20 protein-coding genes and 3 pseudogenes are annotated in these 21396 nt (G+C 63.6%); 13 read left to right on the top strand and 10 right to left on the bottom strand.

What is annotated here, in order from left to right; translation table 11 throughout:
- Window positions 1-72: 72 nt before the first annotated feature.
- The 3 genes from FV242_RS23395 (at window position 73) to FV242_RS23385 (ending at window position 3875) form a co-directional block, all read left to right on the top strand.
- The gene (locus FV242_RS23395) at window positions 73-1044 is read left to right on the top strand and encodes an alpha/beta fold hydrolase (protein ID WP_147940601.1); all 972 of its coding nucleotides are present in this window, start codon (window positions 73-75) and stop codon (window positions 1042-1044) included.
- 601 nt (window positions 1045-1645) lie between these two features.
- Window positions 1646-1927: a type II toxin-antitoxin system ParD family antitoxin gene (locus FV242_RS23390; RefSeq protein WP_306440314.1), complete on the top strand. Its 282-nt coding sequence runs from the start codon at window positions 1646-1648 to the stop codon at window positions 1925-1927.
- On the top strand, window positions 1920-3875 hold the full coding sequence (locus tag FV242_RS23385) for a PAS domain-containing sensor histidine kinase (protein WP_187278527.1): 1956 nt from the start codon (window positions 1920-1922) through the stop codon (window positions 3873-3875). Before FV242_RS23390 ends, FV242_RS23385 begins: the two co-directional genes overlap by 8 nt.
- Window positions 3876-4051: 176 nt before the next feature.
- On the opposite strand, the gene FV242_RS23380 is transcribed toward FV242_RS23385, so the two are convergent.
- Together FV242_RS23380 and FV242_RS23375 are read right to left on the bottom strand one after the other, a co-directional pair.
- The gene (locus FV242_RS23380) at window positions 4052-4501 is read right to left on the bottom strand and encodes a response regulator (protein WP_147940599.1); all 450 of its coding nucleotides are present in this window, start codon (window positions 4499-4501) and stop codon (window positions 4052-4054) included.
- Entirely contained in the window at window positions 4498-5619 is a 1122-nt protein-coding gene (locus tag FV242_RS23375; protein WP_147940598.1) for a histidine kinase dimerization/phosphoacceptor domain -containing protein, read from the bottom strand. The genes FV242_RS23380 and FV242_RS23375 overlap by 4 nt, the downstream gene beginning before the upstream one ends.
- Before the next feature lie 460 nt (window positions 5620-6079).
- Between FV242_RS23375 and FV242_RS23370 the strand changes: the two genes are divergently transcribed.
- The 4 genes and pseudogenes from FV242_RS23370 to FV242_RS23355 all read left to right on the top strand — a co-directional run bounded on the left by FV242_RS23370 (window position 6080) and on the right by FV242_RS23355 (window position 10638).
- Complete coding sequence (locus FV242_RS23370; RefSeq protein ID WP_147940597.1) at window positions 6080-8038, top strand: AI-2E family transporter; 1959 nt, start codon at window positions 6080-6082, stop codon at window positions 8036-8038.
- Window positions 8039-8294: 256 nt separating this feature from the next.
- Window positions 8295-8690 (top strand): transposase, encoded by a 396-nt coding sequence (locus FV242_RS23365; RefSeq protein WP_147940596.1) that lies wholly within the window; start codon window positions 8295-8297, stop codon window positions 8688-8690.
- Window positions 8687-9034 (top strand): IS66 family insertion sequence element accessory protein TnpB, encoded by a 348-nt coding sequence (tnpB, locus tag FV242_RS23360; RefSeq protein WP_147940595.1) that lies wholly within the window; start codon window positions 8687-8689, stop codon window positions 9032-9034. Before FV242_RS23365 ends, tnpB begins: the two co-directional genes overlap by 4 nt.
- Window positions 9035-9062: 28 nt before the next feature.
- A pseudogene (locus FV242_RS23355) lies at window positions 9063-10638 on the top strand (IS66 family transposase).
- A 230-nt stretch (window positions 10639-10868) separates the two neighbouring features.
- On the opposite strand, the gene FV242_RS35690 reads toward FV242_RS23355, so the two are convergent.
- The 3 genes from FV242_RS35690 to FV242_RS23345 form a co-directional block, all read right to left on the bottom strand.
- The gene (locus tag FV242_RS35690; RefSeq protein WP_246692839.1) at window positions 10869-11603 is read right to left on the bottom strand and encodes a hypothetical protein; all 735 of its coding nucleotides are present in this window, start codon (window positions 11601-11603) and stop codon (window positions 10869-10871) included.
- A gap of 30 nt (window positions 11604-11633) precedes the next feature.
- Entirely contained in the window at window positions 11634-12023 is a 390-nt protein-coding gene (locus FV242_RS35685; protein WP_246692838.1) for a hypothetical protein, read from the bottom strand.
- A 68-nt stretch (window positions 12024-12091) separates the two neighbouring features.
- Complete coding sequence (locus FV242_RS23345) at window positions 12092-12376, bottom strand: hypothetical protein (RefSeq protein ID WP_147940594.1); 285 nt, start codon at window positions 12374-12376, stop codon at window positions 12092-12094.
- 649 nt (window positions 12377-13025) lie between these two features.
- Between FV242_RS23345 and FV242_RS23335 the strand changes: the two genes are divergently transcribed.
- Window positions 13026-13250 carry a hypothetical protein gene (locus tag FV242_RS23335; protein ID WP_147940593.1) on the top strand — a complete coding sequence of 75 codons (225 nt, stop codon included), beginning with the start codon at window positions 13026-13028 and terminating at the stop codon, window positions 13248-13250.
- A 54-nt stretch (window positions 13251-13304) separates the two neighbouring features.
- Here FV242_RS23335 and FV242_RS23330 read toward each other — a convergent pair whose 3' ends face one another.
- Window positions 13305-13652, bottom strand: coding sequence for a hypothetical protein (locus tag FV242_RS23330; protein WP_147940592.1), 348 nt, complete (start codon window positions 13650-13652; stop codon window positions 13305-13307).
- 30 nt (window positions 13653-13682) lie between these two features.
- The gene (locus FV242_RS23325; protein WP_147940591.1) at window positions 13683-13892 is read right to left on the bottom strand and encodes a DNA recombinase; all 210 of its coding nucleotides are present in this window, start codon (window positions 13890-13892) and stop codon (window positions 13683-13685) included.
- Window positions 13893-13957: 65 nt separating this feature from the next.
- Here FV242_RS23325 and FV242_RS23320 point away from each other — a divergent pair.
- The 3 genes and pseudogenes from FV242_RS23320 to FV242_RS23310 all read left to right on the top strand — a co-directional run.
- Window positions 13958-15027 (top strand): annotated as a pseudogene (locus FV242_RS23320) (IS3 family transposase); the annotation flags it as partial.
- 487 nt (window positions 15028-15514) lie between these two features.
- On the top strand, window positions 15515-15979 hold the full coding sequence (locus FV242_RS23315; protein ID WP_147940606.1) for a low affinity iron permease family protein: 465 nt from the start codon (window positions 15515-15517) through the stop codon (window positions 15977-15979).
- 281 nt (window positions 15980-16260) lie between these two features.
- A complete protein-coding gene (locus FV242_RS23310; RefSeq protein WP_147940590.1) occupies window positions 16261-17280 on the top strand; it encodes an IS110 family transposase in 1020 nt (339 codons plus the stop codon).
- 272 nt (window positions 17281-17552) lie between these two features.
- On the opposite strand, the pseudogene FV242_RS23305 reads toward FV242_RS23310, so the two are convergent.
- Window positions 17553-17894, bottom strand: a pseudogene (locus FV242_RS23305) (transposase); the annotation flags it as partial.
- Between the two features lie 682 nt (window positions 17895-18576).
- On the opposite strand from FV242_RS23305, the gene FV242_RS23295 reads away from it, so the two are divergent.
- Both FV242_RS23295 and FV242_RS23290 read left to right on the top strand, forming a co-directional pair.
- A complete protein-coding gene (locus FV242_RS23295) occupies window positions 18577-19203 on the top strand; it encodes a PAS domain-containing protein (RefSeq protein ID WP_306440313.1) in 627 nt (208 codons plus the stop codon).
- 551 nt (window positions 19204-19754) lie between these two features.
- Window positions 19755-20147, top strand: coding sequence for a hypothetical protein (locus FV242_RS23290; protein WP_246692837.1), 393 nt, complete (start codon window positions 19755-19757; stop codon window positions 20145-20147).
- Window positions 20148-20197: 50 nt separating this feature from the next.
- On the opposite strand, the gene FV242_RS23285 is transcribed toward FV242_RS23290, so the two are convergent.
- Complete coding sequence (locus FV242_RS23285; protein ID WP_147940587.1) at window positions 20198-21220, bottom strand: TAXI family TRAP transporter solute-binding subunit; 1023 nt, start codon at window positions 21218-21220, stop codon at window positions 20198-20200.
- 25 nt (window positions 21221-21245) lie between these two features.
- A partial coding sequence (locus FV242_RS36370) for a transposase (protein WP_147940420.1) occupies window positions 21246-21396 on the bottom strand: 151 nt, incomplete at its 5' end.

Genomic DNA, 21396 nt, shown 5'->3' with positions numbered 1-21396 from the left:
GACCCGACAGCATGGCTTCAAGGCGATCCGGATGATCGACGAGCATTTTCCGTACTCGACCAGGATCACACGATGACACGCCATTCCTCTGCAGGCCGTTGGCTCGGACCGACGCTACTCGGGTCCGCCGCGGCGCTCGCTGCATCGGCGCTCTACGCTGCCTCGAAGACACGTGAGGCCGAGCACCAGACCCCACCAATCGGCCAGTTCCTGACCGTCGATGGGGTGAGATTGCACTACGTCGAGCGGGGCCGCGGCGAGCCGTTGGTGCTGATCCACGGCAACGGCATGATGATCCAGGATTTCCTGGTCAGCGGCATCGTCGAGGATCTTGCCAAGCGCTACCGGGTCATCATCATCGACCGGCCCGGCTACGGCTACAGCGACCGGCCGCGTGGGCTCTGGACGCCACGCGCCCACGCCACGCTGTTCCAGAAAGCGCTTCAGCAGCTCGACGTCACGCAGGCTGTCGTGCTTGGACACTCCTGGGGTGCGCTGGTCGCAGTTGCCCTCGCGCTTCAGGCCCCGCAGCTCGTCCGTAGCCTCGTCCTGGCCTCCGGGTACTACTACCCGACGCTGCGCGCCGACGTGCTGCTCTCGTCCCCGACGGCAATCCCGGGTGTCGGCGACCTGATGCGTTACACCGTGTCGCCCGTGGTCGGTCGGATCCTGCAGCCCGCCATGATCAAGGCGATGTTCGCGCCGGCCACCGTCACAGAGCGCTTCGACCGCCAGTTCCCGAAGGCCATGATGCTGCGCCCGATACAGCTGCGTGCGTCGGCGGAAGACGCCGCTCTGATGACGCCGGTGACTGTCGAGCTTGAGAAGCACTACCGCGATCTGAAGCTCCCGGTCGTGATCATCGTCGGCGGGGACGATCAGATCGCCGACGTCGACCGCCAGTCGAAGCGCCTGCACCACGAGCTACCCAACAGTGACCTCATCGTCGTGCCAGGCATGGGCCACATGATCCAGCACCTGGCACCGATCGAGGTCATCGCCGCGATCGACCGCGCCTCAGCGGTTGTTCGCGAAGCGGCCTAACAAGCAAGCACCGCTGATCCGCCAATCGCCGACAATCATCCTGCTCTGAAGCCGCGTTGCGTATCAGCTCATGCCAGTGGAATGGACAATCTTACCCGCCAACCCGTGATCAGATCGGGTGGCGGGACTGGGCAGGTCACAAGAGAAATAGCTGGGATGAGGGTAGAGCCGAACAGCCGGTTTTGCGGGAGTTAACGATCCGGCACGGCGTAGTCTGGCAGAAGGCTTCCCGTCCGGTTTCTAGCAAAGTTGTGGCTCGAAACAGCCATGCACGCCTAACCAAGGGTTTTACCGGCGTTTGAAAGCCCGACATATTTACCCGACAAAAAATGTAAGCCGGTCTGGTCAGGCTCCGGACAGTTGGAGCGACTCGTCGGAAAAACGATCGGTTATCCGACACCGCTAAGTTATGCGCTCTGTGCAGGTGCCGCCTCCGCGAGGCGTGCCGGGCATGGATGCGGCTTGGAATGACTGGTTGGGGTGGATTGCCATCAATCCGCTTTGTGGTAGCGATCCATGGAAGCGGACACCAGCGGTGAGCCTGCTCTCGACCCATAGCAAACCCTGGGGAGGTCTGCTTCAGCGCCAGAAACCTTGAAGCATGGCGCGTACACAGGATCACTGCCGGTGTGGCATCAGGGCGCTTGTAAGCAATCTTCATACAGCGCACGGCTCAGCCATGACCACGCGGCGAACCCTCACTGTATCCATCACCGCAGAGCAGGACGCGCTTGTGCGCGCCTGTCTGAACTCGGGTCGCTACGCGAGCGCAAGCGAGGTCGTGCGGGCTGCGCTTCGCCTGCTGTCACGGGAGGAGGCGAACGCGATCCCAGCCCTGCGCTCAGAGGTCGTTGAGGTCGTGAAGGCAGCCCCGCGTGCCTGACCGCGATCACGCGCTCGGCAACCGAGAAGAGGGGGGCGTGTCCATTGATGCGCCGAACTGGTCCAGTCGGACATGGCAGGTCACCACGGACCTCCTCGTCGTCGCCAATGCCGCGGGCGTGTTCTTCCAGGTGAACCCGGCTTGGGAGGCCGTGCTCGGATGGTCCCAGGCGGAAACGGCCGAGATTTCGTTCTTGGACCTCATCCATCCCGACGACTTGCCCAAAACGCAGGCCGCCTTCGAACGGCTGCTCGCAGGTGAGCCGGTCCTACGCTTCGAGAACCGCTATCGAACCAAAGCTGGTGATTACCGTGATCTGACGTGGGTCGCTGTGCCCGAGGGCGGTCTATTTTATTGCAGTGCCCGGGATGTCTCCGAGGAGCGAGCGCAGGCCCGGGAACTCGCCAAGCTCACCCAGGAGCGTGACCGCCTTTGGCGCAACTCGCAGGACGTTCAGGTCATCATCGACGGCATGGGCGTGTTCAAAGCCATCAACCCGGCTTTCACCGCGATCCTGGGCTGGACACCTAAGGATGTGATCGGCAGGCCGGTGTTCGATTTTGTGATCCCGGACGATGAGGCGTTGACCGACCGCGCGCTTCAGCATGCGCGCGTCGAGAACCTACCGGTCGTTGAGAACCGCTACCGCCACAAGGATGGGGGCTTCCGCTGGATCTCATGGGTCGCCGCTCCCGAGGAGAAACTGATCTACGCGAGCGGACGGCACATCACAGCCGAGAAGGAGCAGGCTGAGGCTCTGAGCAGAACCGAGGCAGCCCTTCGGCAAGCTCAGAAGATGGAAGCCGTTGGGCAACTCACCGGAGGGCTGGCCCACGACTTCAACAACCTGCTGGCGGGCATCTCCGGTTCGCTGGAATTGATGCAGACCCGCATGCAGCAGGGCCGCCTCACTGACGTGGACCGCTACATGACGGCGGCCCAGGGGGCAGCGAAGCGCGCGGCGGCTCTGACGCACCGCCTGCTCGCGTTCTCGCGCCGCCAGACGCTCGATCCTAAGCCGACCAATGTCAGCCGCCTCGCGACCGGCATGCAGGATCTCATCCAGCGCACGGTTGGCCCGAACATCCCGATTGAGGTCGTCGGCGCGTCCGGCCTTTGGCCCGCTCTGGTCGATCCTTCGCAGCTTGAGAACGCGCTCCTGAACCTCTGCATCAACGCGCGCGACGCCATGCCAGACGGCGGCCGCATCACCATCGAGACCGCCAACAAGTGGCTCGATGAGCGGGCAGCCGCCAAGCAGGCCATCCCCGAGGGTCAGTACCTGTCGCTGTGTGTGACCGACACGGGTGTCGGAATGTCGCCTGAGGTGATCGCGCGGGCCTTCGAGCCGTTCTTCACCACCAAGCCGATCGGTGAGGGTACCGGGCTCGGTCTTTCGATGATCTACGGCTTTGCCCAGCAGTCGGGCGGGCAGGTACGCATCTACTCGGAGATCGGACAGGGCACGACGGTGTGCATCTACCTGCCGCGCCACTACGGCGAGGTCGAGGACGATGACGCCTTGGTGGGGGTGTCCGACCTGCCACGCTCCGAACAGGGCGAGACGGTCCTCATTGTAGACGACGAGCCGACCGTGCGCATGCTGGTCGCCGACATCCTGGAAGACCTCGGCTACACGTCGATCGAAGCGGGCGACAGCGCTGCGGGGCTCAAGGTCCTGCAATCGGATGCGCGTATCGACCTGCTGATCACGGACGTAGGTCTGCCGGGCGGCATGAACGGGCGGCAGATGGCGGACGCCGCGCGGGTCGGTCGCCCCGACCTCAAGGTGCTGTTCATCACCGGCTACGCGGAGAACGCCATTCTTGGTAACGGGCAACTCAAGCCCGGTATGGCAGTGCTGACCAAACCGTTCGCCATCGACACGATGGCAGCGCGGATCCGTTCGATGATCGAGGGCAGCAGAGAGCGAGCGCGGCACTCCTAGCCCTGCGCCTGCTTTGGTTGAGAGGTGGAGCGTCCGCTTTGGGGTGAAAGGCCAGGGTCCGGTTGCCACGCTTTGCAGAAGTTGGGATCGTCCGATTGCAAGCTGCTCGATGAAGCAATGACCTATAGCGGGACGGGCGGAAACCTGGCTCTTGCGCTTGAGCTTCCGAGTGGTGCTCAAGCACGCATTTCGGCGAAGCTCGCTAAATAATCAGGTGCTACCCTCATCCCACGGGGCACCAGATCGCCAGGGGGTGGGCGGCGCACGCATTCCTCTAAATAAACGAGCGCGTCCTCCAGCACGGCGCAGCTGAATGGCTTGGCAATCACCGCCATGGCCCCGTTGAGATCATCGGAGAGCTGCCGGTCGTTGGCTGTCATGAATGCGGCCGTGATACCGCCGACAGTTCGCACGGCGTTTGCCACGTCCAGGCCGGAAGAGCCGTCGCCCAAGCGCAGATCGATCAGGACCAGATCGGGATGGGTCTGATGGATTAGGGCGATTGCCTCGCCCGCCGTTACCGCAGTACCCACCACGATGTGACCGGCATCTTCCAACGCCATCTCGATCTGCATCAGGATGAGCGCTTCATCCTCGACAACCGCTATCCGTAATGGCTCACTCACTTTTTCTCCAAACTGCCGGCCATCTCGATTGGCAAGCAAACATTGACTGTCGTTCCAGGATTGTTTGACTGCCACGCTATACTGGCATTCAATTGACGACAGAGGGTACCTATCAAGCGTTTGCCGAACGAACGTTGTTCCATCACCTGGGCCGGCATGCCAACCCCATCGTCGGAAATTTTGATACGAAAATAGTTTTCTTCCGGTGCAACCGTTACGGACAACCGGCCCGCGTGATCTTCAGGGAATGCATGCTTGAGGGCGTTGGTGATCAGCTCGTTCATCATCAGCGCGATTGGAGGCGCCTTGGCGGCCGGGACCTCCACGGCTTCGAGGTCGAGGCGTAGGCGTATGCGTTCCTGACCCGCGCCGCGGATCAGGTCGTTGGCGAGATCGCGGGCGAACTCGGCCACGTCGAACCGCTCGACGTTGTTGGACTGGTAGAGCCGGCGGTGAACCGTGCCGAGGGCCTCGACCCGGGTCAGCATCGCCTCCATGGCGACGCGGGCGGCGGGATCGGTGATCGCCCGCGTCTGCATGGCCAGCAGGGCCGCGATCATCTGGAGGTTGTTCTTGACCCGATGATCGACCTCGTGGACCAGCATGGTCTGCGTGGCCAGGGCATCGGTCAGCTCCCGGGTCCGCCGGGCGACCTCGGCCTCGAAATGATCCTTCTCCTTCTGCACCTGCAGGTGCGCATCTACCCGATCGGTGACGTCGAGCTGCGAGGCGAAGAAGAACAGCACCTCGCCGGCCTCGTTGGCGACGGCACTGAGATACAGGGCGTTCCAGAACGACGAGCCGTCCTTACGGTAGTTCAACACGTCGATCGCGATGTCGCGCTGCGCCGCTACGGCTTCCCGGATCAGCGCCACGGCGCCCCGGTCGGTGTCGGCACCCTGGAGGAAGCGGCAGTTCTGACCCATCACCTCGTCACGGTGATACCCCGTCATTCGTAGGAAAGCGTCGTTGCAAAAGACGATCGGATTATCCGGCAGGCGTGGGTCGGTGATGATCATCGCCATGCGTGTGGCACGGACGGCTGCGGCGAACGGATCGCCTTTGCCCTGCTCGGTATCGAGGTCGCCGGTTTGGTGCCAAGTGCCGGGCTGTTCCATAAAACTGGCTTTCTTGCCCGGCGTTTGACCACCTCAAGGCATTGGTTGAACCCACCTGCGCTCCCGCAGGACATGATAACCGCTCAACGCTCCCAGGATCGCGACGCTGTCGGTCGCAACCTCAACTGTTTGAAGGTTGGAATGGGTTCAGAAAATGCGGCGGAACGTCTGCTTAGTGACGAAAGGCCAGGGTCCGCTTGCCACCCCGAGCCGAAGTTGTCTGACTGCCGACGAATGTCTCCTTTCGGGGAACGCCGACAGCCGTCTGCACGATTGGCATCGGTCGAGACCGGACGGTCCGCTTCGCGTGAGGCTATAGCAATCACCACCAATATCGGAAATTCCATCGTCTTGACGACAACGTCGCGCCCTACGTCATTCCGAGGAGGCGAAACGCTCGCGGTGGCGTTGTACCCGGTGTGCCGTGAGCCTCGGCGCAGCGTCGAGGAGTTTACGCCGCATGCCGTTGGATGAAGCCACCGCCCCACGCCCGCCAGCCCAGGTACCGCCGCCCTTGGTACCAGGGCTACGCGGCTTGCTCACCCTCGCCGTCGGCGTCGTGCTGATCGCTGCCCTTTATTTCGGACGCGAGGTGTTCATCCCGCTGGTACTGGCGGTGCTCCTCAGTTTTGTCCTCGGGACGGTCGTCAACCTACTCCGGAGGATCAAGCTCGGACGGGTTCCGTCGGTCATTGTAGCCGTCCTTCTCGCACTCGCCGTCATCGGCGGCTTTGGCGCGGTCATCGGCACACAAGTCGCCGGGCTCGCCGGCAACCTGCCGCAGTACCAAGTGACGGTGCAAAAGAAGTTCGCCGGCCTGCAGCAGGGATGGCTCGGCGAGGCCAACCGGGTCATTCAGAAGTTCAACCATCAGGTTCACGACGCGACCCAGAAGGCCGACGCCGCCGGTACGGCAGCGTCGACGGGACCGGCCGGCGACACCCCGAAGGCGCAGCTTGTGCGGGTCCAGGAGCCCGAGATCTCACCGCTGGCTCTGGCCGAAAAGGTGCTCGGTCCGATTTTCGAGCCGCTGACCACGGTCGGCATCGTGCTCGTCGTGGTCGTATTCCTACTGCTGCAGAGGGAGGACCTGCGCAACCGCATGATCCGCTTGTTCGGGTCGAGCGACCTGCACCGCACGACGGTAGCCATGGACGATGCGGCCGGTCGGCTCGGAACCTACTTCCTGGCCCAGCTCGGGATGAACGCCGCCTTCGGCATCATCATCGGTGTTGGTCTATGGCTGATCGGGGTGCCCAACCCCCTGCTGTGGGGCGTGTTCTCGGCGCTTATGCGGTTTGTGCCCTACATCGGCGCTTTCATCTCGGCTGTGTTTCCCCTCGCGCTCGCCGCCGCGGTCGACCCGGGTTGGACCATGGTCATCGCCACGGCCGCCTTGTTTCTGGTAGCCGAGCCCCTGTTCGGACAGGTGATCGAACCGCTTCTATACGGGCACTCGACCGGCCTCTCACCCTTCGCGGTGATCGTCTCGACTCTGTTCTGGGGCTTTCTGTGGGGGCCTATCGGCCTGATCCTGGCCACGCCTTTCACGGTCTGTCTCGTGGTGCTCGGTCGCCACGTCGACAGCTTGGAGTTCCTCGACATTATGCTCGGTGATCGGCCGCCACTGACGCCCGTGGAGAACTTCTATCAGCGCATGCTGGCCGGCGACCCAGATGAGGCGCGCGATCTCGGCGAAACCATGCTGAAGGAGCGTTCCCTGTCCTCTTACTACGACGAGGTTGCGCTCAAAGGCCTCCAACTGGCGGCCAACGACTATCAACGTGGGGTTGTCACGCCAGCGCAGCTGGAAAACATCCGCGCCTCGGCACGTTCCCTGGTCGAAGATTTTGAGGTGCACGAAGACGTCGAGCCTGCGGGCGACGCGAAAGCGATGAACCCGAGCGAGACCCTGACCTTAGCTGAGCGAGCCCATCCCAGAAATGAAGCCGTGCCCGGGCAAGCGTCACCGCAAGAGGCGCTTCCCGAAGCTTGGAAAGGGGAGACGCCCGTGCTGTGTGTGGCAGGACGCGGCCCCCTCGACGAGGCCTCCTCGGCTATGCTGGCCCAACTGCTGCGCAAGCATGGACTTGGAGCACGGGTCGCCGGTTACGAGGCTGTTTCACGCGACCGCATCCGCGATCTCGATCTGACCGGCGTGGCGATGGTGTGCATCTCCTACCTCGACATCACCGGCAACCCAGCACACCTGCGCTACCTGCTGGAGCGGCTGAAGCGACGCGCACCGGACGTTCCGGTCCTAGTCGGCCTCTGGCCGGTGGGCGAGAAGGTACTCACCGATGCCAGCGTTGGACGCCAGGTCGGGGCTGATGCCTATGCGTCCTCGCTCCGGCAGGCCGTGGAGACTTGCCTGGCCGCTGCCAGTGCAACTCAGGAAAGTACCGCCCAAGCGGCATAGGATTTAGGCGACAACGCTCGTCTCCATCGTGGGCTGACACCTTCGCAGGTCGCTGCGATCTGCGCCCCAAGCTGGCGTGTTTAGCTACGCCCTTAGAGGTAGATAGCTAGCCGCGCTCGTGTCGCCTCTGAGATGCCTTCTAGCCGATCAGCCAATGCCTCCGGTCCGGCGCGATAGAGTACGCGTCCGGTGAGGACCGCCTTGTGTGATGGTCGGGTCGGGCTGAGGTCATAGGAGTAATCCTAGGACTTTGAGCATGACGCGGTCGGGCATCGAACTGGTGAGGTCGGAGCGGCGGCGACGCTGGATGCGGGCGGAGAAAGAGCGGCTTGTGGCCGCCTCGTTCGAGCCGGGCGTGTCGGCCTCGAATGTCGCTCGCGAAGCAGGTCTTCACGTCAGCCAGCTGTTTCAGTGGCGCAAGCTGCTCTGCGAGCGTGTCGTGCCGCCGGCCCCGGTTCCGTCGCTCTTGCCCGTTGCGATCGTCCCCGCGCCATCCTCGACGCCTGTCGAACCGAGACCGAGGCGGCCCCGGACCCGTCGGCTTAACGGGGTGATCGAGATCGAACTTGCCGACGGTCGCCGTCTCACCGTCGGCCGGGATGTCGATGCCGCGGCGCTGCGTCGGGTGCTCGATGCCCTGGAGGGCCGATGATCCCGCTGCCGGCCAACGTGCGGGTCTGGCTGGCCACCGGCCACACTGACATGCGCAAGGGCTTCTCCAGTCTGGGGCTGATCGTCCAGGAGACGCTGAAGCGCGATCCCCATTCCGGGCACCTGTTCGTCTTCCGCGGCCGGCGCGGCGACCTGATCAAGGTGATCTGGCATGATGGCCAGGGCGCGTGCCTGTACACCAAGCGGCTCGACCGCGGCCGTTTCCTGTGGCCGTCGGTGGCTGACGAAGCCGTGACGATCTCGACGGCGCAACTTGGCTACCTGCTCTCGGGCATCGACTGGCGGATGCCGCAGGAGAGCTGGCGTCCTGGCTCTCTCGGGTGAGGATAACGCGTTACAAAGGCTGAGGAATATGCTCTTCTGTTGGCGTGCCGAACGCGCCCGAGCCCCCGCCGCTTCCCACCGATCTCGCTGCCGCCCATGCCATGATCCTGGCCGAGCGGGCGGCGCGGCTCGTGTCCGAGATCGCGGTCGAACGGCTGAAGCTAGAAGTCGCCCGGCTGCGACGGGAGCGCTTCGGGGCCTCCTCGGAACGCAGCGCCCGGATCGACCAGCTCGAACTCGCCCTGGAGGATCTGGAGGGGACGCTGGCCGAGACGGAGGCGCAGGCGGCTGCCGAGCCCGAGGCGTGTGCCACCACGGCATCCCCCCGGCGCAAGCCCGCCCGCCGGCCCCTGCCCGAGCATCTGCCGCGCGAGCGCGTCGTCCATCCCGGACCGACCACGTGCGCCTGCTGCGGCGGGACGCGGCTTCGCCCGATCGGCGAGGACAGCACCGAGACCCTGGAGCGGATCCCGGCACGCTGGGTGGTGATCCAGCACGTGCGCGAGCGCTTCTCCTGCCGCGACTGCGAGACCATCGCGCAGAATCCGGCCCCCTTCCATCCGATCCCGCGGGGCCGGGCCGGGCCGAACCTCCTGGCCGAGGTGATGATGGCCAAGTTCGGCCTTCACCTGCCACTGCATCGCCAGAGCCAGCGCTTTGCCCACGAAGGCGTGCCGATCGACGTCTCGACCCTGGCCAGTTGGGTCGGGGCCGTCACCACCGCTCTGTCGCCCCTCGTCGCCCGGATCGAGGCCCATGTCCGGGCGGCCGAGCGCCTCCATCTCGACGACACGCCGGTGCCGGTCCTGGCCAAGGGGAAGACTCGCACCGGCCGGCTCTGGACGGTGGTGCGCGACGACCGCCCCTTCGGCGGACCCGCGCCGCCGGCCGCGGCCTACTTCTACTCCCCCGACCGCTCCGGCACGCATGCCGAGACCTAGCTCGGCGACGTCCACGGCATCATGCAGGCGGACGCCTTCTCGGGGTTCGGCCGGCTGTAAGAACCCGGCCGCAAACCAGGTCCGATCCGCGAGGCAGCCTGCTGGGCGCATGCAAGACGCAAGTTCTTCGAACTGGCCGATCTGAGACAAGCTCCGATCGCCATCGAGGCGGTAACGCGGATCGATGCGATCTTCGCCATCGACCGCGCTGCCAACGGCCTTGAGCCGGATGAACGCCGGGCGCATCGACAAGCCCGCTCGGCTGCCCTCGTCGCCGACCTGGAGGCTTGGCTGCGGGAGAACCGTGCCAAGCTCTCAGCCAAGGCTCCGACAGCCGCGGCGATCGATGACATGCTCAAGCGCTGGAGCGCCTTCAACCGATTCCTCGACGACGGACGCGTCTGCCTCTCCAACAATACCACCGAACGCGCCATCCGTCCCATCGCGGTGGGACGCAACTGGACCTTCGCCGGCCCGGATACCGGCGGCCATCGCACCGCGGCGCTCTACACGCTGATCGAAACCGCCAAGCTCAATCGCATCGACCCGCAGGCGTGGCTCGCCGACATCCTCGCGCGGCTACCCGACCATCCCGCACGGCGCATCGACGATCTGCTCCCCTGGAACTGGACCCAGCCTCGGCCCCGGAAGATCGCAGCCTGACACCTCGTCGGAAGCACAACCGCGGCCTTCACCGCAGGCGTACGCGATAGAGGCGACTGAGCGTGTCGATTGGTACTGGACAATCGCCGGCCGGATCTTCGGCATTAATGGGGAAGGCTCGGTTCACGGCGGCCCCTATAGGCTGACCTTAGCCACCACTAAGGTGCCGGGCGCATAATTGATAAGACACTAATCCGAACCTGGATGCCCAGCGTAATGGTGCCACCATCTCACTGCGGTTTCGGCTCGGTCATCGACGGCTGCGCAGGTGCTGCGGGCACAGGCTGTTCGGACACCTGCTTGCGGGCATCAGCGAGGCCACCCTGCACGCTCGCTAATTCCTGACGCGCGGCCTTCAACTTCTCGTCCAAGTCAGACAGCTCCTTGTTGCGAGCTGACAGGTTCTCGGTCAGCGATGCGAGTTGCGCCTGAGCATCAGCCTGCCGCTTCTGCAGAGCTTCCACCGCAGTATTTAACCCGTCTCGGCTGTCCTGTAGCTTCTTGACTGTTGCCTCAGCTTGGCTGCGCTCACCGGCGACGCGATCCCGGTCCGCCTGAGCAGTGGCCACATCCTTCTGTGCTGACGCGAGGCTATCCTTTGCCTGCTGAAGCTGCTGGCTGGTTCGGTCGACGTCTGCCGTCAGCCTGTCTCGGTTGGCGCTCAAGCTGCTGATGGCCTGCTCAAGATCGGTGCTTTGCTTTGATGCCTTTTCTGTCTCAACCTTCGCGTCCGAGAGGGCCTTCTGCGCAGTTGCTGCCCCCTCGCGAGCCGTCTGCTGGCTCTGCTCGGCCTGGGCGAGCTGAGCTGATTTCGCGGCGCTCTCCTGTGTCAGGGCCGCGAGGTCACTGCGCATCTTGGCCTCCTGCTTGCGAGCTTCCTCGAGCCGAGCTCCGACATCCGCAAGATCCTGGGTACGGGCCTTGGCGGCCTGATCCGCCTTGTCCGCCGCCTCACGGAGCGGCACGATTTTCTGCTCGCCTTGCTGAATCTGTCCCTACAGATCGTTGAGGCGCTGCGTCTGCGCCTGCTGCTCCTTAGTCGCCTCGCCTGTCTTCTCCTCGGCCGCCTGCTGCTCCTGACGCAGTGCTGCAAGGCGGCTCTGAACCTGCTCGATGTCCTGATTGGCTTGACGGCCCTGCTGTTCGGTTGTCGCGATCTTGGCTTGCAAAGCCGACAGGGTGCCGGTGGCCAGACGCTGCTGCGCCAACTCGTTTTGTAGGTTGGCCTGCTCCGTTCGGAGCGAGCTCATCTGCTGCTCGAAGGCTCTTCGGTGCTTGGCGTGAACGGCGGTAACGACGAGCAACCAGACCAGCAGCACGGCCGCCACAACGGCGAAGCTGAAAGCTACGGGTCGACGCAGTTCAGACCGGACATCGATCGCCATGGTTCACCCGCATGTTGCCGAAGACGCGGGGCTTAAACGCTGATGGGCGGCTGGAAGGTCCGGTCAGCCTAGGCGACATTCTTCGGCGGCGGTACTGTTATGCCGCTGGCCGCGGGCGATGGCACCGCGTGCAGCGGTCGTACCAGGCCGGATAGGCGCTCTGAACGGCGCGAGCGCTCTAGGTTCACGAGCGCCTGCAACTCCGGCTCTGCGAGATCGAGGAGCTTGGCATCGCGCCAGCGCTGCTTCATCGCTCCACGTCGGCCGAACCAACGACGGTTCTCGTCCTCGACCAGCAGGACGAGTTTGCCCGTCCATGTCCGTCGAAACCAGAACCGACCCGTCAGAGCCATAGCTGCCTCGCCAATATGCCCGCCCGACCAAGTCAGCTGAGGCGTATTGAAGACGATATCAGACCGGCGTCGTCGTAGCCGCAACACTCCAGGTTAAAGACGTCTACGGAAGGTGCGTCCGCTACAGGAACCCGCTCCCCGAATGACCCTTAAAGGCGTTCGCCCGTCGAATGTATCCGACGACGGTGCGCGGATCCCGGTGGCCGGACTGGTCCATGATCCGGGCGAGATCTGCCCCGCGCTTGGCTGCTGTGGTGATGTAGCCGGCCCGTAGGGAGTGGGCACCTTCGGTTTTTTCGGCCAGTTGCTCGACAAGGTCTGAGTCCCATCGGCAGTAAAGCCCCGGACCGACGGTATCCCGGGCGATCGCTACGGCAGGCGGCGGCGGGTTGTATTCCCAGGGCAGCGGGGATCAGCTTGGGCGCAGTGAGCTGCGCTGGCGATGCTGCCAGGTAGCTGGGGTCGGATTGTGGATAGGCGAGGCTGACGGTTCCAAGCGCGCGGCCCCGTGCAATTGGCTGGGCAGCGCGGCGCGATTGACTTCGTCGATACGGACTATTGACCGTATCTGTTTGAATGATGGTGCAGTGCAGCGCACACTCCCTTTCGAAGCGGGGATCAACCCCGAACCACCAGAGGGACCAACATCATGACCGTTCGCACCTTCGTTCTCGCCGCTCTTGCCGTCATTCCGATGATCAGTACCGCTCTGGCGGACGAGCGCGTTCACCTGACGCCGCCGCTCTACCGCGAGCAGGCTCGCGTGACGGCCACCGTCCACTCAGCTTCCGAAATGACGACCACGCCGCGCATCGTCCCAGCGGTTGATCTGTCCCAGCCCCTCCCCGAGGTGACTGGGTCGCTGGCCCGCTAATTGAGCTGACGAACTTCTGCCGAGCCGAGTTTGGCCCGGTGGAACGCGTCGCCCTCAAGCACCCCGCATTGTCACCGACCCATCGTTGGGATCGACCGCCTCGACCCGCGGACTGGAGAGTCCCATCACACCGGCTGTGTTGTCGAGCGCACGATTACAGGCAGTAGCCAGAGTCTTGCTGGACCGGGTTGGCATTGCGAACAGGATTTCGCGCAGCAAGCGTGCTACGACGGTCTCCCGTGCCAGGTCATCGAAGCCAGCATCATTGCACTCGCGTTCGACGGCCGAGACGACGTTTTCGGCGATAATGTGCGCGGCACTCTCAAGGGTGGGACTGTTAAGCATGGCAACACCTCGATGACTGACATCCGGTTCTAATAGCGCCTTGTTATCAGTTTTCATCCAAATAATGTTACTTCGGTCGGCTTACATTCACAGGAACCCGCTCCCCAAGTGCCCTTTGAAGGCGTTCGCCCGTTGGATGTAGCCGACCACCGTCCGGGGATCCCGATGCCCAGACTGGTCCATGATCGGGGCAAGGTCGGCCCCGCGATCGGCTGCGGTCGTGATGTAGCCGGCCCGCAGGCTGTCCGCCCCGAAGGTCGAGGCATCGAGGCCCGCGGCCGTGTGACGTCCCCCCATCGCTTTGGTCCGGCTTGAGTGTGAGTTTTCCGATTTTGTGAGACCCTGACGGGAGGAGCAGAGCCGTGAAGAAGAGCAGGTTCACCGAGGAGCAGATTGCCTTCGCGCTGAAGCAGGTCGAGACCGGGACACCGGTCGCGGAAGTGCTGCGCCGGATGGGCGTTTCCGAGCGGACATTCTACCGCTGGAAGAAGCTCTACGGGGGCTTGGGCACGGGCGAGTTGCGGCGGCTGAAGCAGCTCGAGGACGAGAACCGCAAGCTCAAACAGCTCGTGGCCGATCTGAGCCTCGACAAGCACATCCTGCAGGACACGCTCGCAAAAAAGCTCTGACGCCTGCTCGGCGACGCGAGCTCGTGCACCAGGTTCGGGAGGCGCACGGGGTGAGCGAGCGGCGCGGCTGCGTCGCGCTCGGCGTCGGCCGGTCGAGCATCCGCTATCGCTCGACCAAGCCCGATCAGGCACCGCTGCGGATGCGCATTTGTGATCTGGCTAAGAGCCGGGTGCGCTACGGCTACTTCCGGATCTACATCCTGCTGCACCGGGAAGGTTGGCGGGTGAACCATAAGAGGGTCCACCGCCTCTACCGGGACGAGGGGCTGAGCCTGCGGCTCAAGCGGCCGCGCCGACACGTCAGTGCGGCACATCGTGAGCGTCAGCCTGCCGCGCTCCGACCGAACGAGCGCTGGTCGATGGACTTCGTCTCCGACGCGCTGTTCGACGGCCGCCGGCTGCGGGCTCTGACGGTCGTCGATGCGTTCACGCGCGAGGCCCTGGCGATCGAGGTCGACCATGGCATCAAAGGCGAGCAGGTCGTGGCTGTCGTCGGCCGCTTGGCGCTGTTGCGCGGAACTCCGCGCACAATTCAGGTCGATAATGGGCCCGAGTTCGTCTCGAAAGCACTCGACCGCTGGGCCTACGAGAACGGCGTAACATTGGACTTCTCGCGCCCCGGCAAGCCGAGCGACAACGCGCTGGTCGAGTCGTTCAACGGCCGGCTGCGCGACGAGTGCCTGAACGGGAACTGGTTCTTGTCGTTGGCCGACGCAAGGAGCAAGATCGAGACGTGGCGGCGGCACTACAACGAGAGCCGTCCTCACACCGCCCTGGGGTGGCGAACGCCCCAGGAATTCGCCCTGGCGGCGGCCCTGCAGGCCGCCGAAAGAGATCCGGAAGCTCACCTTACGGTCGGACCAAAATCCGGGGGACTCTCAGCACGGCCAAGGTCATCTCATCGTCGTGGCACAGGCATAGGGGACGCGTCCTCCCACCTTTGCAACCCGATGGGGACCGGTGGTCGATTGGTCTGACTACCTTGATGAGAACCGCCCGGTGACCGCCGATCAAAGCTGGATGCGGATGTACATCGCCGCGGGGCTGATCGGCATGGGGACACTCGGCGTGATCGGCGGGATGCTCCACATCCTTCCGGCTTGACCCTGATTAGCGGGCTGGGGCGGGAAGCCACTACCCGCGCAGCAACCTTCCGCTCCTGGCTCAGCGCGCAGTAGCGCTCAATTCAAATTATGCTGCGACCGCTTCCGGATGATTAGGTCGTCGAAATAGTCCAGAGATATGCGTTCGCCATGTCGTGGCTGGACGGTAGCACCGGGCACGATCCTTATGAGAGCTCCTAAAGGCTTCGCCGAGTTTTCCTCGCGCGTTGCGCGAGCCGCAGGCAGGCCGCTCACTTTCGCGATGAGCATCGCGATCATCCTGGCTTGGGCGGTCTGTGGTCCGGTTTTCGGCTTCTCGGACACGTGGCAGTTGGTGATCAACACCAGCACCACCATCGTCACGTTCTTGATGGTTTTTCTGATCCAGAACACCCAGAACCGCGATGGGGCAGCGATCCAGGCCAAGCTCGATGAATTGATCCGAGCGAGCGCTGCGCACAACCGCTACATCGGCATCGAGGGGCTGACCGAGGAGGAACTTGACGATTTGCGTGCTCGCTGCGCGAGCCGCGCAGAGCGGGACATGCCCGCAGAGTTGCTCGACGCGGCAGATAGGGCGGAGGACGAGGCCGATCAGAAGGCGCGCGCCGCCGCGCATCGGATAGCTGGGACGCCGACCTACCCAAGCTGAGGCCACGCGTCTCAGAGACATCACTCGGGCAGGATACGGCACCGGCAAAATGCCTTTGAAACTGATCGGCCCCCACAGGGTGGTCGGTGGCACGCACTGGCAGGTGGGATTGCTCGACGAGTCGGATGATCTCCAGCTTCTCGGGGGCCGGGTACCTCATGCCTCGTCGCCCCCAACCCCGCTCATGCTTATGGGATGGCCCGCCCCTCACCGAACCGTTGGTGGCATGCTGCTGCCTTGGAGGAATGGAGGGATCGGGAATGGCAAAGAGTTCGGTCGCCGTGCTGGGTATCGATCTTGGCAAAAACAGCTGTAGCCTGGTTGGCTTCGACCCAGCCGGTACGGTGGTTCTGCGTCGTCGCGCACGGCGTGAGACGATCGTCGGCCTCACGGCCAAGCTGCCCGCTTGTGTCGTCGCAATGGAGGCCTGCTGCGGCGCCCATCACCTTGGGCGGCTGCTGGCCGCGCAGGGACATACCATCCGACTGATGTCGCCCGAGTATGTCCGCCCCTACGTCAAGGCGCAGAAGAACGACGACCGTGATGCCGAAGCGATCGCCGAGGCCGCCACACGTCCGACGATGCGCTTCGTGCCCCTCAAGGCGCAGGAGCAACTCGACATGCAGAGCCTGCACCGGGTCCGGTCTCGGCTGGTCGGCATGCGCACCATGCTCATGAACCAGCTCCGCGCGATCCTGCTGGAGCGCGGTCTCGTTTTCCCGCAAGGCCGCCGCAAGTTCGAGACGGCGGTCGGCATTCTCGTGACGGATCCCCCGGCGCAGATTGGCGCGCGTATCCAAGCTCTCGTCGCCGAGATCCGTGAGGAGTGGGCGAGCCTCGACGGCCGTATCGAAGCTCTCGACCGAGAGTTCGTGGCGCATGCCCGCTCCGACGAGGCGGCACGTCGCCTGGTGTCGATCCCAGGCGTCGGGCCGATGACGGCCACGGCCTTGCGCGCGGCCGTCGATGACGGAAGCGCCTTCGCGTCCGCGCGCGACCTGCCGGCCTGGCTTGGCCTCGTGCCCCGACAGCATACGACCGGCGGCAAGCCGAAGCTGCTCGGCATCAGCAAGAGGGGTAACGCCTATCTGCGTGGGCTCTTCATCCATGGAGCGCGCGCAGCGCTGGCCTCACTGTCCAAGGTTGAGGATGCGACCGGCCGATGGTTGCGCGGTCTGCTGGCGCGGGCGCACTACAACGTCGTGGTCGTCGCGCTCGCCGCCAAGCTCGCGCGGATCGCTTGGGCGACGCTGCGCAAAGGAGTGAGCTTCGAGCGGCAGCCGGAGCCGGCCCTCGCATAGGGCATCAAAAGAGGTTGACCTGAGGCGGAGCGCGATCGCTCGGCCCGGGTCCACGAGGTCTGCGGGAGGACAGTGAAGATGGCCTGACGGTCGAGCGGCGTTCCGGAAGCCTGGCAAAAAAAGCGGCCCCCGAGGCCGAATTGCTTATGAGGCCCGGGACGTGCGGCTCTCCATCTTGGCGGCAGCCACCGTGCCGACATGCCGGATACGTTTGTGCAGACCGGTCACAGGCACCTTCATTGACGACCTTGCAGACGGGGCAGGCCATACGTTTTTTTAAGCAGACGGTTCTCCAGGACGAGATCAGCTACGACCTCCTTCAGCGCCCCCGCTTCGCGACGGAGATCCCGCACCTCATCCGTGGTGGCAGCACGAGACGTGTCGCCGGACAGGCGCTTCTTGCCAGCCTCCAGGAACTCCTTGGACCAGCCGTCGTACATCGAGGCGGCGATCCCCTCACGTCGGCACAACTCGGCGATGCTGTCCTCGCCACGCAAGCCTTCCAGCACCACACGGATCTTCTCCTCGGACGAGAACTGCCGACGTGTGGCCCGACGGATGTCCTTGATCACTGCTTCTGCCGGCTTCTTGGCCGGTCCGGATGTCTGCTTCATCTTCGCTCCTCAGGGGCTACGATGAACCAGTCATCCTCCGTTCGTGAAGACCCTCAATCTGTCCCATAGGTGCTGACGTCGGACAGTGAGCAGTCAGAGTAGGAAGTACGTAAAGGCTCACTTAGGAACCCGCTTAGCTAGGGAAAGACTGCTGATGTAGATAACTCTGCGGTGCAACCTGTAATGTCCGAACCGATCACGATTTGCGGCCGTTTCTTAGGTTCGCTCGGCTGCGGCCTGTATAAGAGCTAGAAGGCGACGCCGCATCTCTGGATCTCGAATGCCCCTGTAGGCTTGTAGAAGCGTCTCGCATTCGCTCTCGATGACGTTGCTATCCGAGCGGGCGTCGGATGGGGAGATCGCGTTGGGTGGGTTGTACAGCGTAGACGCCGGCACCTGAAGAGCTTGAGCGATGCGCTTTATGAGCAGGCGCCCACCCAGGTCGGCACAGGGTGCGTGCCGAACAAGGATATCGTCTTCCGGCCTCTCCTCTGACGAGGACGGATTTGAGAGCGGCGGCTTCGATCCCATCGCAGGTTCCATCCAGGCGCATGAGCCGCCCCTTAGTTGCATTCATAATACCGTTTACCCGCATAAGCAGCGTCAAACACGCAACAGTTGTTTTTTAGGGAATTCACGTCCTTGTGATTGTGATCCGCGGTCAATAATCTGGATCAATTCCATGACCAATGCGGATTTCGTGGTGCCAAAGCTCAAGCCTTTCAGCGGCCAGACCACCCCAGAAGCGTTTCAGCACGCGCTTGATGCGCTCGATGTGATTGGCCGCTGGGAGTGGGACGCGACCACTGACCGGGCGCGTGTAGATGGGTTCGTGGCCCTGCTGTTCGATGTCGATCCCGAAAAGGCCGAGGACGGCGTACCGCTCTCGATCTTCATCGACGGCATCCACGCCGAGGATCGCGAGCGTGTTCTTGCCCTGATCCGACGCAGCGCGCAGGAGGGCAGCACGCACCTTACCGAGTATCGGGTGATTTCAGCGGACCGCCAGACGCGTTGGGTGCTGGCGCGTGGTCGCTTCCATAATGATCACTCCGGCAAAGCCTTGGGTGGAAGCGGCATCCTCGTGGACATCACCCAGATGCGGATGTTCGAGGGCACGTTCAACGAGGTTGAGACTTACCCAGGCGAGGCCGCGCTGGATCGAGCGGCTGAACACGCCATCGCCGCGCAGCAGGCGATCGTGGAGTTGCAGGCCCCAAAGCTGAAGGCTCACGCAGACGCGTTACTGTGTTGGAGCTTGGTCGGAGGCTTGCCGAGCAGGAAGTCCAAGACCGGCGCAGACGCATGAACTGAGCGAAAGTACCGCTGCCTGATCTTATCATAGGCTGCGGGGCTTGCTGCCGCTCCGCGCAGCGAGGGCGCTGGGTACGTGACGCAGCCCGAACTGCATCCACCGCGACGAACGTCCGCACCCCCCCTTCTCGGACATTCGTCCTATCGTCTCGCCTGTATTAAAATCGATGGTTTTCCCGACATGCGCAACCGATAGCCTCGGCCCATTGCAGAAGCCGGGAACGTCCGCTTGCGGGTCACTCGGCGAGGCAGTGATCTACGGCCGGAAGGGGTGGATTTGCGATGGTCCGCTTCCGGACGAGGGATCGGCAAAGTTGACATTCGTCGAATGGAGCGTTCTGAGCGATATCCACCTGTCCGCTCTCTAAGAGCGAAACGAAGAAGCGGACGCGGAGGCTCGGCGGGTGTCGAGCTGAAGCGGTCCTTCACCGCAGCCTGTATGGATAAATCCGGTTGCAAACGACTTCCCAACCGTCTCGATGGGCGGCTGCGTACGGTGGCCTACTTATCCTTCAGACTGCAGCGGCCTCCTGCCTCTTGTGGATCATGCTGCCGATCTTTCGACGGATGATCTCTCGCCTCGGGGAACCGCTGGATCTCGAACTCTGGCGCCTTGTGACCGTCATCGGGTGCGTCACCGTCATGCAATCCTGCTATTGGATCAGAATTCAGCGAGTCCCGATCTATATTCCGTTCCGCAACGTAGTTGTCGGGCATCTGCTGCTGTTTGCCAGTCGAGCCAGCTTCTTTTTTGGCGGGGCGTTCTTCTCGGTGATTTTCTTTCGGCATGTGCCTGAACTCAGCGCGCTCCCGCCCCTGGGCCAAGGTTTTGCGAAGGCGCTTGCCGTCCTAGCGATCCTATTCTCCCTGTTCTGCTACTCGCTTGAACTGGAGCGGCTTGGGAAGGCCGTCGAGGGGCTTTCGACCGACGTTCGGTAGATGCGTTGGCTCGGGTCGCATCGCATTGCGTGCTCGGCTTAAGCAAGACCCTATTTGAGCCTGGACTTTGAGGGAGCTCTGACGGTGGTAGGGTCACCGAGCCGCTTTTCGATGGTCGCGCGCAGTTGCGCGATGATCCGCTCGATGAGTTGAAAATGATCGGGTTCGATTTCGTCTGCCGCGAGCCGTTCGAGGAGCCATTCAGTGATGCGTTCAAGCTCCGCATCGGCCATCACGAGCTCATCCGCCGTACCGCTCTTGGCGAGCGTCGCGAGTTCGACCACCCTGCAAAGTTTCGCCCGGGCCTCGTTGTTGCGGCGTCGCCTGCTTCTAGAGGCGATCCAGCCCACGAGGGGGGCGAAGATGGCGACGACCATGACGGCCAGCCAATAGTAGTTGACCGTCTGATCCAGCAGGCTTTCCTGTTCGCCGTCCAGATAGGCAACCGTTCCGGGGTGAACGGGCAGCAGCGAGGACCGCTCGGTGTCGGGCGCTTCCATATGGACCGCCGCCGGTAGCGCGATGACGAGCTTCGCCTTTGTCGTCATCAAAAGACGCGTGAGTTCGCCGGCCACACGGTCCGGCAACGTGGCACGCGATACCAGGAGGATGCGAACCGCGAAGGTGTGGATCGTTTCCTCGGGTTCGGTCGGCGTACCCCCGAAGGTCCCCTGCTTGATTTCGACCGACGAGTAGGAAGGCCATCGGGCGACGATGGCGTCCGCTTCCGCTATGTCGAGGTAGGACGGCTTCGCCTTGAAGCTCTTCCGGATGCTGGCAAAGGCGTCCGGGATCGGCCCAAGACCAAGCGGCCCGGCTGCGATGGCGGCGGCAGCGCGCTTCGCCTTCAGCGCGGGTCCGAATTCCGTCCGCGACATCTCCATCAGGTCTGCGGTGCGTAGGCCGTAGAATTCGGTAAAAGATTTGAGGAGGCCTGGATCAAACCCCTTAGCCACGGCGAGCTTCTTGCCCGCGAGTTCGCTCACGCTGTCGATCTTCGCCCCCGGCGGCAGAAGTGTGTTTCGGCGTGCAACCTTGGTTCTTCCGCACTTTCGGTGCTGAAGGTTTGGCATCCGATCAAGCTTTGCCGATCCCGGCTCATGCAGGATGCAGGACGCGTTTGCGCAGGAGATCGAAACCGGCGCGACCGTACATGCTCCGCTTGATCAGCTTGAGGCGGTTGACCTGCCCCTCGACGGGGCCGTTGCTCCAGGGCTCGACGATGGCGGCGCGCACGGCTGGCTCGTCC

Origin of the sequence: Methylobacterium sp. WL64 (assembly GCF_008039945.1) — a bacterium.
GTDB lineage: Bacteria > Pseudomonadota > Alphaproteobacteria > Rhizobiales > Beijerinckiaceae > Methylobacterium.
This window is presented reverse-complemented; position numbering and strand designations above follow the sequence as displayed.

What these genes read in the sequence shown, in the direction of transcription:
- FV242_RS23395 (WP_147940601.1), top strand. Translation starts at nt 73, where the DNA reads ATGACACGCCATTCCTCTGCAGGCCGTTGGCTCGGACCGACGCTACTC.
- FV242_RS23390 (WP_306440314.1), top strand. Translation starts at nt 1,646, where the DNA reads ATGGCGCGTACACAGGATCACTGCCGGTGTGGCATCAGGGCGCTTGTA.
- FV242_RS23375 (WP_147940598.1), bottom strand. Translation starts at nt 5,619, where the DNA reads ATGGAACAGCCCGGCACTTGGCACCAAACCGGCGACCTCGATACCGAG.
- FV242_RS23370 (WP_147940597.1), top strand. Translation starts at nt 6,080, where the DNA reads ATGCCGTTGGATGAAGCCACCGCCCCACGCCCGCCAGCCCAGGTACCG.
- FV242_RS23365 (WP_147940596.1), top strand. Translation starts at nt 8,295, where the DNA reads ATGACGCGGTCGGGCATCGAACTGGTGAGGTCGGAGCGGCGGCGACGC.
- tnpB (WP_147940595.1), top strand. Translation starts at nt 8,687, where the DNA reads ATGATCCCGCTGCCGGCCAACGTGCGGGTCTGGCTGGCCACCGGCCAC.
- FV242_RS35685 (WP_246692838.1), bottom strand. Translation starts at nt 12,023, where the DNA reads ATGGCGATCGATGTCCGGTCTGAACTGCGTCGACCCGTAGCTTTCAGC.
- FV242_RS23345 (WP_147940594.1), bottom strand. Translation starts at nt 12,376, where the DNA reads ATGGCTCTGACGGGTCGGTTCTGGTTTCGACGGACATGGACGGGCAAA.
- FV242_RS23335 (WP_147940593.1), top strand. Translation starts at nt 13,026, where the DNA reads ATGACCGTTCGCACCTTCGTTCTCGCCGCTCTTGCCGTCATTCCGATG.
- FV242_RS23330 (WP_147940592.1), bottom strand. Translation starts at nt 13,652, where the DNA reads ATGAAAACTGATAACAAGGCGCTATTAGAACCGGATGTCAGTCATCGA.
- FV242_RS23325 (WP_147940591.1), bottom strand. Translation starts at nt 13,892, where the DNA reads ATGGGGGGACGTCACACGGCCGCGGGCCTCGATGCCTCGACCTTCGGG.
- FV242_RS23315 (WP_147940606.1), top strand. Translation starts at nt 15,515, where the DNA reads ATGAGAGCTCCTAAAGGCTTCGCCGAGTTTTCCTCGCGCGTTGCGCGA.
- FV242_RS23295 (WP_306440313.1), top strand. Translation starts at nt 18,577, where the DNA reads ATGACCAATGCGGATTTCGTGGTGCCAAAGCTCAAGCCTTTCAGCGGC.
- FV242_RS23290 (WP_246692837.1), top strand. Translation starts at nt 19,755, where the DNA reads ATGCTGCCGATCTTTCGACGGATGATCTCTCGCCTCGGGGAACCGCTG.
- FV242_RS23285 (WP_147940587.1), bottom strand. Translation starts at nt 21,220, where the DNA reads ATGCCAAACCTTCAGCACCGAAAGTGCGGAAGAACCAAGGTTGCACGC.